The organism is Peptoniphilus sp. (genome assembly GCF_050943655.1).
Taxonomy (GTDB): domain Bacteria; phylum Bacillota; class Clostridia; order Tissierellales; family Peptoniphilaceae; genus Peptoniphilus_A.
The window spans coordinates 1-14,718 of record NZ_JBMNPQ010000036.1 but is presented as its reverse complement, the minus strand read 5'-3'; the positions used below and the strand labels follow the sequence as shown (position 1 = coordinate 14,718).

Genomic DNA, 14,718 nt, shown 5'->3' with positions numbered 1-14,718 from the left:
TTATCTAATCTATTTTTGGGATTAGTACCTCTAATATGAGTGTCAGTAAAATATAAAATTTTCACTTAATCACATTCCAATTATTCATTATCTTCTGTTTCTGTTTCTTCTTCATCAGATTGAATTAAATTATAATGTAGTCTCACCTTATGGTCAATTTCACTTAGCATTTCAGGATTATTTTCTAAAAATTCTTTTGCTTTTTCTCTTCCTTGGCCAAGACGTTCATCTCCGTATGAGTACCAAGCACCAGCTTTTTTAACTATATCAGCATCAGCTGCAACATCAAGTATGTTTCCAACCTTTGATATTCCTTCGCCATACATAATATCAAATTCAGCTTGTTTAAAAGGCGGAGCTACTTTATTCTTTACGACTTTAACTCTAACTCTATTTCCGATAATTTCATCGCCTTTTTTGATATTTTCTGTTTTCCTAATATCTAATCTAACTGTAGAATAAAATTTTAGAGCTCTACCACCAGTTGTAGTCTCTGGATTACCAAACATTACACCAACTTTTTCTCTAAGTTGATTAATAAAGACAACTGAAGTTTTGGACTTATTAATAGCTCCAGTTAATTTTCTAAGTGCTTGAGACATTAGACGAGCTTGAAGACCTATTTGAGCAGCTCCCATTTCACCGTCGATTTCTGCACGAGGAACAAGTGCTGCAACTGAGTCAATTATAATTAAATCAACAGCATTAGATCTAACTAATGCTTCAGTAATTTCAAGAGCTTGTTCACCAGTATCAGGTTGAGAAATGATTAAGTTTTCAATATCAACTCCAAGTTTTTTAGCATAACCAGGATCTAGGGCGTGTTCTGCATCAATAAAGGCACCAGTGCCGCCTTGTTTTTGTACTTCTGCAAGCATGTGAAGAGTTAGTGTTGTCTTACCTGATGATTCTGGTCCATATACCTCTATAATTCTTCCCTTTGGTATTCCGCCAATACCAAGTGCAATATCTAGTGCAAGCGAACCTGTAGGTGTCGAATCTATATCAAGTTTAGCATCTTCTCCAAGACGCATTACAGCACCTTCGCCAAACTGTTTTTCAATTTGGTTTAAAACATTGTTAAGTGCCTCTTGTTTACCATTAATTTCTTTCATCCATATACTCCTTCCTATTTACTAGAAATAAAATTTGAGACAATACTGAATTAACTGTACGGTTTCTAATTTTATCTCTATCACCGTTAAAGAAATATTCTTTAGTAAAATATTTATCATCATTAAAATATATACAAGAATAAACTGTTCCAACTTCTTTTTCTGCTGGTATTGGACCTGCTTCACCAGTTGTAGATACGCAAATATCTGCACCTGTTTTCTCTTTTAGTCCCTTTGCCATTTCATAAGCTGTCTGTCTACTTACTGCACCATACTCATCCAAAGTTTTTCTTTTTACATTTAGATTCATGTGCTTTGAATCGTTTGAATAAGTCACATAAGATGAACTGATTACCTTTGATGAACCAGCAACATCTGTAATAGATGAAGCTAGTTTACCGCCAGTAATAGACTCTGCAAAGGCAATAGTAAGATTATTTTGAGTTAATTTTTCAACTAATACATTTGAAATTTCTAGGTTTTTATCAGAATAGATATGATCTCTAAATTCTGAATACAAGGTTTCTTCAACAACTTCAATGCTCTTACTTACAAAACTAAAATCATTACTCTTACCTATTATTTTAATTTCAGTATAACCTTGATGTGCAAAAGTATTTATAGATACATTGTCATTTTCTATATTAAGTGCTCTAATCATTCTTTCAACTCTTGCTTCGCCAAGTCCTATTACATCGAGAGACTTAATGATTATATTCTCTTCTGACTTAACGATTTTTGGCAGATATGCATCAACCATTGGTTCAAATTCTCCTGGCGGACCTGGCATTACAATATAAGTTACATCATCTTGTATAATCCATTCACCAAGGGCTGCTCCCCAATTGTTTTTTAACTTGTTAGAGCCCTCTATTAGGCATACTTGTTTATAATTATTCTCAGGCATTACTTGTTTATTATTTCTATATCTTTCTTCCAAGAGAAGTTTTTCTTCTTCATCGAGATATATTTTTCTTCCTAAAAACTTAGCTAAACTTTCTCTTGTTATATCATCATTAGTGGGACCTAGTCCTCCAGTTAGAAGAATTAAGTCGCATTTTTTAGATATAAAAGTAAGTTCATCAATTATATCATTCATGTTATCGTCTACTGTTACTTGTTTTGAAACATCTACGCCTAAATCAGTTAACTTCTGTGAGACATATTTTGAATTTGTATTTAATATGGAACCTATTAATAGCTCTGTTCCAACTGTAATTACTGCTGCTTTCATCTTTCACCTATATATTTTCTAAGTCTAGCACTTTAATATTTTTCTTAAAGTAATCTATTCCAGATACTACTGTAAAGAATGTTGCAAAATAAAATATATAAAGACCAGGCGTTCTAAGTGCATCAATATTTGTTAATAGTAATATTAGAGAAATTAGTTGAGACACTGTTTTGATTTTTCCAAGTGGACTTGCTGCTATTGTAATATTTTCAGAAGCAGCAATTATTCTAAAGCCTGTTATTGCAAATTCTCTTGCAATTATAATAATTACCATCCATGCAGGAATCTCATTAGTGCTAGCTAATAGTATCATAGCTGAACAGACTAAAATTTTATCTGCAAGTGGATCGGCAAATTTACCAAAATTAGTTACAAGATTATTTTTTCTTGCAATATGTCCATCCAAGAAGTCTGTAAAAGATGCTGCAGCAAAAACTATTGTTGAAACCATTCTTGCAGAACTAAAATCTTGATACATCAATATAACAAAAATAGGAACCATAATAACACGAATAAGTGTCAGTTTATTTGGAGTATTCATATTCTTTCACCTATCAAATCATAATCTAAACTATCAATTACTTCTACGTCGACAAAATCTCCAATTTTTAACTCGGAGTCGCTATTTACATATATAACTCCATCAATTTCTGGAGCATCCATATAACTTCTTCCCATATAGGATTTTTCATCTGTTTTTTCTTCTATTAAGACTTCTAATTTTTCTCCAACTTTATCGGATAGAATACTAGAAGAAATTTCGCTTTGTACGCTCATTATTTCATCTCTTCTTTTTTCTTTTGTCTCATCATCGATTTGGTCATCAAGAAGTGCTGCCTTTGTGTCTTCTTCCTGAGAATAAGGAAAAACTCCCAATTTATCAAATTTATACGTCTCAATAAATTTAAGCAGTTCATCAAAATCTTCTTGAGTTTCACCAGGAAAACCTACAATAAAAGTAGTTCTAATGATAATACCTTCAATTTTTTCTCGCAAAGTAGTGATTAAGTTAATTATTTGTTCTTTATTAGTTTTCCTGTTCATATTTTTTAGAACATTATCAGAGATGTGTTGAAGTGGAATATCAACGTACTTTACTAACTTTTCATTGTTTATAAATTCATTAATCAAATCATCATCAAAGTGATCAGGATATAAATACAAAACTCTAATCCATTTTAGTTTTTCTATTTTTGATAATTCTTTAATTAATTTAGCCAAAGAGTATTTTGAGTACAAATCGATTCCGTAATCAGTTGTATTTTGTGCTATTAGAATAATTTCTTTTGCACCATTTTCAACTAAGTAATTAACTTCATCGTAAATATCCTCAATTTTTCTAGATCTATTTATACCTCGAAGCTTTGGAATTATACAGTAGGAACAGTTATTGTTACATCCCTCTGAAATTTTTACATACTCAGTTACTGAAACATCTTTTTTCTTTACTCCTTCAAGATAATCACTATTTAAATTATCAGTTTTTATAACTTTCTTGCCGTCAAGTATGGAATCAAGTAGTTCATTAATATATCCAATATTTCCTGTACCTAAAATTCCATCAACTTCTGGGATCTCTTTTATTAACTCTTCAGGATATCTTTGTGCCAAACAGCCAGCCAGCAATACTTTTTTGCAATTTCCCTTTGTCTTATATTCAACTGACTCAAGAATTGTATCAATAGACTCTTCCTTAGCGGCATCTATAAAGCCACAAGTATTAACTATTATTACATCAGCTTCACTAGCATCATGAGTCACACTATATTTATCTTTATCTAAAATTGATTCCATAACAGAAGTATCTACTTCATTTTTGGAACAACCAAGTGTCACGATATGAATTTTATTCATCTTTTTCCTCCAATAGTTTTTGAACTTCTTCCCTCGTCATCAGTAGTTTACGCGGTTTTGATCCTTCATGAGGTCCAATTATACCAACTTCTTCCATTTGATCGACAATTCTACCAGCTCTAGAATATCCTATTCTAAGCTTTCTTTGAAGATATGAAATAGAAGCTTGCTCATCTTCAAGTACTAAATTAACTGCGTCTTTAAATAACTCATCAGTCTCGGATGACATATTCGTCTTCTTATCTTCAATTGCTTTTTCGATTTTTGACTCTATTTTATTGTTGATACTATTGTTCATTTTTACGAAGTTTACAACTCTTTCAACTTCATCATCAGTAATCATTGTTCCCTGAATTCTCTTTGGTTTAGGATATTTTACAGGATAAAACAACATATCTCCCTTGCCAAGGAGTTTTTCTGCACCACCGATATCTAGAATAGTTCTTGAATCTATAGAAGAACTTACAGAAAATGCAATTCTTGAAGGAATATTTGCCTTAATAGTTCCAGTGATGACATCAACTGATGGACGCTGAGTTGCAAGTATTAAATGCATGCCTGCAGCTCTTGCTTTTTGAGCAAGGCGCGCAATATATTCTTCTATCTCTTTTGAAGCAACCATCATAAGGTCTGCCAACTCGTCAACAATAATAAGAATTTGTGGCATTTTTTCCTCAGGTTTTTCTAATTTAATCATCTTCTCATTAAAACCTTTTAAGTCCCTTACAGAATACTTAGCAAAGGCTTCGTATCTTTTTTCCATCTCATCAACAGCCCAATTAAGTGCAAAGGCTGCCTTTTTTGGATTCGTAACGACGTCAATTAATAGATGAGGTATTCCATTATATACACTAAGTTCAACAATTTTTGGATCAATAAGCATAAGTTTTACATCAGCAGGTGATGATTTATAAATTATACTTGTAATTATTGAATTTATGCATACAGATTTACCAGAACCTGTTGCACCAGCTATTAAAAGATGAGGCATATCTTCTAATGAAGATACGATAATATTTCCCTCAACATCCTTTCCAAGAGCTAGTGGCAACTTTGAATCCAAATCTTTAAATTCACGTGATTCAATAATTTCTCTTAATCCAACTGTGTCCTTAGATTTATTTGGAACTTCTATTCCAACAACATTTTTTCCTGGAATTGGTGCTTCTATTCTTAAATCTGAGCTTGAAAGTGCCATTGAAATATTGTCACTTAAGCTTACGATTTTAGATAATTTAACACCAGGCGCTGGTTTTAATTCATAAGATGTAATTACTGGTCCTCTATTTATTGCAACGATTTTTGAATCAATGCCAAAATTTGCCATTGTTGACTCAATAATTTTGCCATTATTTAATATGACATCTTTAGAGAAACTTTTCTTTACATCATTATGATTTAGTAGCGCAATATCTGGGAATGTATATTCAGTTGCTTCTTCGTGATTTTCTATATCACTCTTTATTGTATCTTCGAAATCTAAATCATCTTCTAATTCATCCTTTGATTTATCTTTAGAATTTTCAGATTTTGAAATCTTTTCTATTTTGGACTCTTCATCACTATCGGAACTTTCAAGATTTTCATTTTTGTAATCTTTTACGACTACATTGTCAGTAGATCCCGCAGAATTAATAAACAGATCTTCGTCTACTTCTTTATCTATTTTTGTAACTTCTTTAGATTTTTCTTCTTTTCTGTCTTTTCTTTCTTTGATTTTATCTTTTTTAGATTCTATATATTCTCCAACATCCTCAAATAAAATAAGAATTTGATCAACATTTGGTTTTAACATCATGTATATTGAAAATAAAATTATACATGTGACAACAATATATGTGCCCACAGACCCAAATAGTTTATAAGAGAAGAATCCAAAGATAGCCCCAAATACTCCTCCGCTTCGTGTGATATCGAGATATTCAGCAGATTTATTGATTCTATCTATAAGAGTCATATCAAGTTCTTTTGAACCATCTAAAATAATTAATATGCACAAAAGTATAACAGAAGATGAAATTATGTATCTCTTCATGTTAAATTTAGTTGGTGGTAAATTATATAAAATTCCCCAAAAAATAATAAGAACAGGAATCATAAAATTAGCAGAACCAGCGATTATTGAAAATAATTTGTATATTACATTACCCACTAATCCCATTTTCTGACTAAAAATAGATATAAAAGAAATAATTCCTATAATCATTAAAAAAAGGCCTGTCATTTCTTTGTCTGAAGAAATTGCAGCTTGGCTTTTACCCGTGTTTGATTTTTTATTCTTATTATTCTTGCTAAATATATTAAATTTTTTATTGCTTTTTTTAGTTTTTCTTTTCTTACTCAACAATTAGCACCTCACTAATATTATAACAATAAGAAAAAATTATAACAATATTCATTAGAGTCCAGTGTGTCCAAAACCACCGTCTCCACGCTCTGTTTCAGAAATATTTTGAGTTTCAATAATTTGTGGAACTTCAATTTTCATGAACACAATTTGTGCAATTCTCTCTCCATCTTTTATGGTAACTTCTTCATTACTTAGGTTAATAATAATAACTTTAACTTCTCCTCTGTAATCAGAATCAATGGTACCAATACCATTAACAAGACTTATACCTTTTTTTATTGCAAGTCCAGATCTGGCTCTTACTTGTGCCTCGTATCCTTCTTCCATTTCTAAAAAAAGTCCTGTTGGTACTAAAATTCTTTCAAGAGGTTTTAGGACTATGTCACTTTCTAAATTTGCCCTTATGTCTATACCAGAAGCACCTTTTGTCTTATATTCTGGCATTTCGTGCTTGCTTTTATTAATAATTTTAACTTTCATTTATTCCTCCGTATTTAATGTAAAAAAATCGCATTAAAAGAAACATTAATGCGATTAATTTATAATTATTTTTCTTTGTTATCTTCTTTTTCTAACAGACATTTTCTTGAAAGAGATATTTTTCCGTTTTCCTCATCAATGTCAATAACTTTAACTTTTACGCTATCGCCAACTTTTAGAACATCGGAAACCTCTCTAGTTCTTTCATGTGCAATTTCTGAAATATGAAGTAAGCCTTCTGTGCCTTTTTTAAGCTCAACAAAAGCTCCAAACTTAACTATCTTTTTAACTTTTCCAAGGTATATATCGCCAACTTCAACTTCTTTTACAATAGATTCAATCATTTCAATTGCTTGTCTTGCTTTGTTGTCATCGTTAGAAAGTATTGATACTTTACCGTCGTCATCAATATCGATTTTAACTTCAGTTTGTTCTATGATTTTATTTATAACCTTTCCGCCAGGCCCAATAACCTCTCCAATTTTTTCTGGATCAATTTTTATAATGTGAATAATTGGTGCATATTTAGAAAGTTTTTCACGCGGTTTTTCAATAGTATTATGAATGTTTTCAAGAATTGTCATTCTAGCAACTTTTGCTTTTTCTAATGCAACTTCTAATATTTCTTTCTTGATTCCTTCAACTTTTATATCCATTTGAAGTGCAGTTATACCTTTTTTAGTTCCAGCAACTTTAAAGTCCATATCTCCAAAATGGTCTTCAAGTCCTTGAATATCTGTAAGTATCTTTGTAATGCCATCCTCTTCAATAAGACCCATTGCAATACCAGCAACTGGTGCTTTTATAGGCACTCCAGCGTCCATTAGAGATAGAGTTGAACCACAGATTGATGCTTGTGAAGAAGAACCATTAGAAGATAGTACTTCTGAAACCACTCTTATTGTGTAAGGGAATTCTTCTACACTTGGTATAACTGGAAGTAATGCTCTTTCAGCTAAAGCACCATGACCTATTTCTCTTCTACCTGGTGAACGGAATGGTTTTACATCACCAACACAGAATCCTGGGAAGTTATAGTGGTGAATATATCTCTTCGGTTTATCGTCGCCCAAACCATCAATAGTTTGTTCTTCTGCAAGTGAACCTAAAGTTGTAACTGAAAGAACTTGAGTTTGTCCTCTTGTAAATAGTCCAGAACCATGAGTTCTAGGAAGTAGTCCCACTTCTGAAGATAAAGGTCTTATTTCATCGAGTCCTCTATCATCAGGCCTTACTTCTTCCTCTATTATTCTTCTTCTAACTTCTTCTACTTCAATTTTTTCAATTGCAGCCTCAATATCTTTTCCAAATTCTTCGGCCTTATCTTCGAAGTGTTCTCTTATGTCGTCTTTAGCTTCTTCAGTTAATTTTTCTCTAACTGTCTTATCCTTTTGTCTTATTGCATTAACAAGGTTGTCTTTCCCATAATCTTCAACTAATGAAACTATTTCTTCATTAGGTACGAATACTTCATATTCTGATTTTTCTTTTCCAACTTCTCTTGTAATTTCTTCGACGAATTCACAAATTTCTTTAATGACTTCATGTCCTTCGAAAATTGCACCTAACATTTCGTCTTCAGTAACTTCGTTAGATCCAGATTCAACCATCATGATAGCTGACTTAGTTCCAGCAAGCATTAGGTTAATATCTGAAATTTCTCTTTGTTCTTCGTTTGGATTAATTACATACTTGCCATCAATCATTCCAACTTGAACAGATCCAGTTGGTCCGTCAAAAGGAATATCTGAAATAGATAGTGCGATTGATGATCCAATCATTGCAACAATTTCTGGTAAATGATCTTGCTCAACGCTTAGTATTGTAGCTACAACTTGAACATCGTTTCTGTATCCTTCTGGGAATAGAGGTCTTAGAGGTCTGTCAATTAATCTTGCAGAAAGGGTAGCTTTTTCACTAGCCTTGCCTTCTCTTTTTATAAATCCTCCAGGAATCTTACCAACAGCATACATTTTTTCCTCATAGTCAACGCTCAAAGGAAAAAAGTCTATGCCATCTCTTGGTTTGGAAGATGCAGTCGCAGTTACTAGTACCAATGTTTCTCCATATTGAACCATGCAAGCTCCATTGGCTTGTTCTGCAACTTTTCCGATAGTAACTTTTAATTCAGAACCAGCAAGCTGCATAGTAAAAACTTTTTCCATTATTTCCTCCTTTTAAAAAGAAAGAGCGGATTTACCGCTCCTATTATCCTCTAATTTGTAGTTTTTTAATAAGTGTACGATATCTTTCTATATCAGTGTTTTTTAAATATCTTAACAAGTTTCTTCTTTGACCAACCATCTTTAGAAGACCTCTTCTAGATGCGTTGTCTTTCTTGTGTGTTCTTAAGTGTTCGTTTAAATCGTTAATTCTTCTAGTTAAGATTGCAATTTGAACTTCTGGAGAACCTGTATCTCCTTCGTGTGTTTGAAACTCTTCGATAATTACTTGTTTAATGTTTTTTTCTAACATATTTTTCCTCCTTAAATTTTATAAGCCTAATCATAGTAAGCGTCAGAGGATCGTCAAACCATGAATAGGTATTTTACCTTTAACATAATATCATAAAGTGCTTGAAATGTAAAGATTATCTTGCTCTAGTTACCTCTACATCCTTAGATATTTGCTCAAAAAGATCTTTAATATTATCAAACTTAATTTCTGGTCTTAAGAAATCTAGAACTTCTAATTGAACTGTCTTTCCATATATATCTTCATCAAAGTCAAGTATGTGAGCCTCAACTTTAATTCCATCATTTTCAACAGTTGGATTGGTACCTATACTTGTTGAAGCTTTATATCTCTTGCCATCAATTATTATATCAGTATCATATACTCCAAACTTTGGAATTACATAATTATCTACAAGCTCTAAATTCGCTGTTGGAAATCCCATTTTTTTGCCAAGGCCCTTAGCGTGTATAACCTTTCCAACAAGTTTATATGGTCTTGTCAATAAGAAATTTGCTTTTTTGATATCGCCATCTTTAATTAGGTTGCGTATCAAAGAAGAAGAAATTTTTGTGTGATTATTTTTTACAGGGGCTATTACATCAATGGATTTAAATAAATCTTTATTGTCAAGTAGAAAATCTACATGGCCTTCTTTTTTGTAACCATAGGTATAATCGTAACCGACCACAACACCTACTACATTTAAATTTTTGCACAAAAAATCATCAAGAAATTTAATAGGACTATAGGCCATAAATTCTTTCGTAAAATCTATTAAATAAATAATATCTAATCCTAAATCTTCAAATATTTCAAACTTTGTATCGTTATCTGTTAAAATTTCTTTTTTATTTATATTTACAAGATTATCTGTGTGTTCTTTAAAAATAAGTGCACTAGATTTTACATTAAGTTCTTTTGCTCTTTTTATAGCCGTATCTATTAACTCTATATGCCCTTTATGAACTCCATCAAAGTTTCCTAAAGCTATTAAAGATTCTTCATTAGCAATATAATCTAAATCAATCTCTATTACCTTCATGCGTCATTCCCCTATCAATCGTTTTTTCATTTTCAAAAAATATTCTCCATCAATCTTTCTTATTTCTCCAATTCCAAGAAATTCATCGCCACAATATATTTTATATTCACTTTCGCTATATTCGTCATCTAATTTATAGAAGACTCCATTTAATATTCTATCACGAAAATTAGCATTAATTTTTATATTTTTAAGATTATCTAAAGCTTTATCTATTGGAAGCAAATGTTTATCTATCTCTTCTAAAGACATTTCGCTAAACTTATCCATATCGATTGCTTCTGTAATATTAAAATCTCCAGTTTTAGTTCTTCTTAGCTCAGTAATAGTTCCGTTTGTGTTAAGTTTTTTACCTATATCATTGGCAAGAGATCTAATATAAGTACCTTTTGATACTGAAACTTTAATTGTAATTTCATCTTTATCGTTAAAATCTAAAAGTTCAATCGAATTTATAGATATTTTTCTTTTTGGTATATTGATCTCTTTTCCAGATCGTGCATATTCATATAATTTTTGACCATTAATTTTAATTGCAGAGTAAATAGGCGGAGTCTGCATCTGTTCTCCGATAAAACTATTTAAAACAATTTCAATTTCATCTCTATTAAAAGATACATCTTCTTCTTTTAATATATTGCCATTAATGTCGTAGGAATCAGTCAATAGTCCAAGCTTTATCTTAGCAATATATTCTTTATCGGAAGAGAGTACGTAATCACTTACTTTAGTTGCTCTTCCAATACATATTACTAAGACTCCTGTGGCTAAGGGATCTAGAGTGCCAGTGTGTCCGACTTTTTTTATCCCTGTCTTTTTGCGTACCTTGTATACTACATCGTGAGAAGTTATTCCCTTTGGTTTATCAAAAACTAATAGTCCATTCATTTATCAAACTCTTCCATAATAGCACTTACTACATCTTTTTCTGCTTTATCAAGATCATTATGATTAAAAGTTCCGCCTGCTGCTCTAATATGACCTCCGCCATTAAACTTGCTTGCTACTTCAGTGCAGTTTATAAAGCTTTTTGATCTCATGGAAAGTCTTATAGAATTTTCTTTTTCTTTTAATAGAACTGCCACCTCAACACCTTCAATGTCTCGGACAAATTCTACTATACCATCTGAATCAAGTTTTTTTGCTCCAGTTTTTTCAAAATCATCAATTGTTACTCTTACTAATGCTATTTTATTATCGTTATAGTACTTTATAGAATTAAGAGCTTTAACAAGTAAATCTGTTTTTTCTTTTGATCGAGTTTGATATAGTGAAATATTTATTGTTCTAAAGTCTATTCCATACTCTAAAAGCTCTGATGCAAATTTAAAAGTTTGAGGTCTTACAGAATCATATTTAAAAGATCCAGTATCAGTTGAAATGCCAGTATATAATGAAGTTGCAATCTCTTTATCTAAATTATATTTTAGCTCTTTAAAGATACTAAATAGAACTTCACATGTAGCTGTTGCATTTATATCAACAATATTAATATCTGCAAAGTAATCATTGGAATTGTGGTGATCAATATTAATAGTCTTTTTGGATAATAAAAAATATTGTTTTACTTCATCTCCAAGCCTATTTAAGTCCCCACAATCAAGTGCAATAAATAAATCAAAAGATTCATTCTCTAAATCTTGTGGAGAAGTGAACTTGTCAATATAAGGTAAAAATAAAAAACTAGAAGGAATTTCGTCATTCAAAATAAAAGTAGTTTTTTTACCAATATTTTTTAATAAACCATACAACGCATTTAAGGATCCCAAATTATCTCCATCTGGATTTAAATGCGAAGCAATAGCTATAGATTTTGCTTCATCTATAGCTATTTTAAATTTAGATAATTCAGTTTGAAAATCATTTATCTTCATTGTTGACCTCATCTATTAAACGGCTTATCTCTAATGCTCTTTCAATAGAGTCATCATTAATAAATATCAACTCAGGCATAATTCTTAGTTTAACTTTTTTGCCCAATTCTTTTTTAATGAAGCCCTTGGCAGAGTTTAACCCTTCAACTGCTTTATCTCTATCTTCATCATTGCCAAGCACTGTTACATAAACTTTCGCATACGATAAATCATTAGTAACATCTACATGAGAAATACTTGTAAGTTCAGATATTCTAGGATCTTTTAACTCTGTCCTTATAATTTCAGAAATTGCACGTTTAACTTCTTCAGAAATCCTACTAATTCTTTTATTATTCATTATTTTCTTTCAACTTCCTTTAATACAAATGACTCAAGTAAGTCATGTTCTTTAATATCATTAAACCCGTCAATCATAAGACCGCCTTCGTAGCCTTGTTGAAGTTCTTTGACATCGTCTTTAAATCTCTTAAGAGAACTAATATCACCTTCATGTATTACTATGTCATCTCTTAATACTTTTACTTTTGAATTTCTTAAAATTTTTCCACTTAATACATATACTCCGGCAACCATTTGATTATTAGGTAATTTAAATGTTTGTCTAATTTCACATCTACCCAAAATCTCTTCGACTATATCAGGGTCTAACATACCTTTAACGGCTTGTTCGATATCATTTATAATTTCATAGATAACTCTGTAAGTTCTAATTTCAACTTCTTCGCTCTTAGCTAGTTCAATAGCGTTAATATTAGGTCTTACGTTAAATCCAATAACAATTGCATTAGAAGCTGATGCAAGAGTTACGTCAGATTCATTAATACCACCTACTGCTGAGTGAACTATAGAAATTTTTACTTCATCAGTTGATAGTTTTAATAGTGACTGAACAAGTGCCTCTGCAGAACCTTTAACATCTGCTTTTACTACGATATTAAGCTCTTTGATATTTTCTTCATTGATCTTATCAAATAAGTTATCAAGACTAATCTTTCCAGTTTGGTTAAGTCTAATTTCTCTTGAAAGTTCTTGGTTCTTTTCAGCGATAGCTTTGGCTACTTTATCATCAGAAACTGCATAAAGTGTATCACCAGCATTAGGTACATCGTTAAGTCCTAAAATAACCGCTGGTACTGAAGGCCCAGCCTTTCTAATGTTTTTACCCTTGTCATCTTTCATGGCTCTTATTCTACCTGAACAAACTCCAGATACAATTGAATCTCCAAATCTCAATGTACCATTTTTAACTAAAATTGTGGCCATAGGTCCTTTAGACTTGTCAAGATTTGCTTCTATTACAGTACCAATAGCTTTTCTGTTAGGATTTGCTTTTAATTCGCTCATTTCCGCAACAAGAAGTACCATTTCAAGCAAGTCATCTATACCTTCTCTAGTTTTTGAAGACACACCTACTACTATTGTATCTCCGCCCCACTCTTCAGGAACTAGATTGTAGTTCATAAGGTCTTGTTTTATTCTTTCAATATTAGCTTCAGGTTTATCAATTTTTGTAATTGCTACAATAATAGGAACATCTGCAGATCTTGCGTGAGATATAGCCTCAACTGTTTGAGGCATAATTCCATCATCAGCAGCTATTACAAGAATTGCAATATCAGTAGTTTGAGCTCCTCTAAGTCTCATTGAAGTAAAAGCTTCGTGACCAGGGGTATCTAAGAAAGTTATTTTTTTGCCATTGAAATTAACTGTGTAAGCTCCGATATGTTGAGTTATTCCACCGGCTTCTTGATCTGTAACATGTGATGATTTTATACAGTCAAGTAGTGATGTCTTACCATGGTCAACGTGTCCCATAACTGTTACAACAGGAGGTCTAGTTTTAAGATCTTTTTTCTTGTCTGGCTTAATTAGTCCAAATTCTTCTTCAATTGTTTTTTCAACTTCAGGCTCAACTATGTTTATTTCAATTCCCAACTCATCTGCTAAAAGAATACAAGTGTCTTCATCTATAGTTTGATTTTGGTTAGCCATTACTCCAAGTCCAATTAATTTTGTAATAACAGTAGATACTCCAAGACCAACTTGGTCTGCAAAATCTTTTACTGTTATAGGTGCTATAATATCTATAATTTCCTCCTCCTTCTTATCTTGAGTATTTTTATGTTTAATTTTATGTTTCTTTGGTTTTTTCTTACTTAAATCCCTTGTAAATGTATTATTATTTGTATTGTTGGCATTATTTTTCTTGTCGTTATTTTTATTGCGATTTTGTTTTCGGTTATTCCTGTGGTCTTTTGCCTTATTATTATTTACATTTACTTTATTGTGTGACTTTTTATCATCTCTTT

Annotated in this window: 13 protein-coding genes; all 13 read right to left on the bottom strand. The window is 31.5% G+C overall.

What is annotated here, in order from left to right; all coding sequences use genetic code 11:
• Positions 1 to 80: 80 nt before the first annotated feature.
• Positions 81 to 1,115 (bottom strand): recombinase RecA, encoded by a 1,035-nt coding sequence (gene recA / locus ACOX6R_RS04785; RefSeq protein WP_433447810.1) that lies wholly within the window; start codon positions 1,113 to 1,115, stop codon positions 81 to 83.
• Positions 1,102 to 2,349: a competence/damage-inducible protein A gene (locus tag ACOX6R_RS04780; RefSeq protein WP_433447807.1), complete on the bottom strand. Its 1,248-nt coding sequence runs from the start codon at positions 2,347 to 2,349 to the stop codon at positions 1,102 to 1,104. The genes recA and ACOX6R_RS04780 overlap by 14 nt, the downstream gene beginning before the upstream one ends.
• A 7-nt stretch (positions 2,350 to 2,356) precedes the next feature.
• Entirely contained in the window at positions 2,357 to 2,890 is a 534-nt protein-coding gene (gene pgsA, locus ACOX6R_RS04775) for a CDP-diacylglycerol--glycerol-3-phosphate 3-phosphatidyltransferase (RefSeq protein WP_433447805.1), read from the bottom strand.
• Positions 2,887 to 4,203 carry a 30S ribosomal protein S12 methylthiotransferase RimO gene (rimO, locus tag ACOX6R_RS04770; RefSeq protein WP_433447803.1) on the bottom strand — a complete coding sequence of 439 codons (1,317 nt, stop codon included), beginning with the start codon at positions 4,201 to 4,203 and terminating at the stop codon, positions 2,887 to 2,889. Before rimO ends, pgsA begins: the two co-directional genes overlap by 4 nt.
• The gene (locus ACOX6R_RS04765) at positions 4,196 to 6,364 is read right to left on the bottom strand and encodes a DNA translocase FtsK (protein WP_433447800.1); all 2,169 of its coding nucleotides are present in this window, start codon (positions 6,362 to 6,364) and stop codon (positions 4,196 to 4,198) included. Before ACOX6R_RS04765 ends, rimO begins: the two co-directional genes overlap by 8 nt.
• Before the next feature lie 237 nt (positions 6,365 to 6,601).
• Positions 6,602 to 7,033: a dUTP diphosphatase gene (dut, locus tag ACOX6R_RS04760; protein ID WP_433447798.1), complete on the bottom strand. Its 432-nt coding sequence runs from the start codon at positions 7,031 to 7,033 to the stop codon at positions 6,602 to 6,604.
• Positions 7,034 to 7,098: 65 nt separating this feature from the next.
• Positions 7,099 to 9,198, bottom strand: coding sequence for a polyribonucleotide nucleotidyltransferase (locus tag ACOX6R_RS04755; protein ID WP_433447796.1), 2,100 nt, complete (start codon positions 9,196 to 9,198; stop codon positions 7,099 to 7,101).
• Positions 9,199 to 9,241: 43 nt separating this feature from the next.
• The gene (gene rpsO, locus ACOX6R_RS04750; RefSeq protein ID WP_433447794.1) at positions 9,242 to 9,508 is read right to left on the bottom strand and encodes a 30S ribosomal protein S15; all 267 of its coding nucleotides are present in this window, start codon (positions 9,506 to 9,508) and stop codon (positions 9,242 to 9,244) included.
• Positions 9,509 to 9,623: 115 nt separating this feature from the next.
• The gene (locus ACOX6R_RS04745) at positions 9,624 to 10,532 is read right to left on the bottom strand and encodes a bifunctional riboflavin kinase/FAD synthetase (RefSeq protein ID WP_433447792.1); all 909 of its coding nucleotides are present in this window, start codon (positions 10,530 to 10,532) and stop codon (positions 9,624 to 9,626) included.
• Positions 10,533 to 10,535: 3 nt separating this feature from the next.
• Positions 10,536 to 11,420, bottom strand: a complete 885-nt coding sequence (truB, locus tag ACOX6R_RS04740) for a tRNA pseudouridine(55) synthase TruB (RefSeq protein WP_433447790.1) — start codon at positions 11,418 to 11,420, stop codon at positions 10,536 to 10,538.
• Positions 11,417 to 12,406, bottom strand: a complete 990-nt coding sequence (locus tag ACOX6R_RS04735; protein ID WP_433447788.1) for a DHH family phosphoesterase — start codon at positions 12,404 to 12,406, stop codon at positions 11,417 to 11,419. The genes truB and ACOX6R_RS04735 overlap by 4 nt, the downstream gene beginning before the upstream one ends.
• Positions 12,393 to 12,746, bottom strand: coding sequence for a 30S ribosome-binding factor RbfA (gene rbfA, locus ACOX6R_RS04730; protein ID WP_433447787.1), 354 nt, complete (start codon positions 12,744 to 12,746; stop codon positions 12,393 to 12,395). Before rbfA ends, ACOX6R_RS04735 begins: the two co-directional genes overlap by 14 nt.
• Positions 12,746 to 14,718: translation initiation factor IF-2 (infB, locus tag ACOX6R_RS04725; protein ID WP_433447785.1), on the bottom strand; the 1,973-nt coding region annotated here is incomplete at its 5' end. The genes rbfA and infB, both read right to left, overlap by 1 nt.

Excerpts from the sequence above, each read along its gene's own strand:
- recA (WP_433447810.1), bottom strand. The coding sequence starts at position 1,115 with ATGAAAGAAATTAATGGTAAACAAGAGGCACTTAACAATGTTTTAAAC.
- ACOX6R_RS04780 (WP_433447807.1), bottom strand. The coding sequence starts at position 2,349 with ATGAAAGCAGCAGTAATTACAGTTGGAACAGAGCTATTAATAGGTTCC.
- pgsA (WP_433447805.1), bottom strand. The coding sequence starts at position 2,890 with ATGAATACTCCAAATAAACTGACACTTATTCGTGTTATTATGGTTCCT.
- rimO (WP_433447803.1), bottom strand. The coding sequence starts at position 4,203 with ATGAATAAAATTCATATCGTGACACTTGGTTGTTCCAAAAATGAAGTA.
- ACOX6R_RS04765 (WP_433447800.1), bottom strand. The coding sequence starts at position 6,364 with ATGGGATTAGTGGGTAATGTAATATACAAATTATTTTCAATAATCGCT.
- dut (WP_433447798.1), bottom strand. The coding sequence starts at position 7,033 with ATGAAAGTTAAAATTATTAATAAAAGCAAGCACGAAATGCCAGAATAT.
- ACOX6R_RS04755 (WP_433447796.1), bottom strand. The coding sequence starts at position 9,198 with ATGGAAAAAGTTTTTACTATGCAGCTTGCTGGTTCTGAATTAAAAGTT.
- rpsO (WP_433447794.1), bottom strand. The coding sequence starts at position 9,508 with ATGTTAGAAAAAAACATTAAACAAGTAATTATCGAAGAGTTTCAAACA.
- ACOX6R_RS04745 (WP_433447792.1), bottom strand. The coding sequence starts at position 10,532 with ATGAAGGTAATAGAGATTGATTTAGATTATATTGCTAATGAAGAATCT.
- truB (WP_433447790.1), bottom strand. The coding sequence starts at position 11,420 with ATGAATGGACTATTAGTTTTTGATAAACCAAAGGGAATAACTTCTCAC.
- ACOX6R_RS04735 (WP_433447788.1), bottom strand. The coding sequence starts at position 12,406 with ATGAAGATAAATGATTTTCAAACTGAATTATCTAAATTTAAAATAGCT.
- rbfA (WP_433447787.1), bottom strand. The coding sequence starts at position 12,746 with ATGAATAATAAAAGAATTAGTAGGATTTCTGAAGAAGTTAAACGTGCA.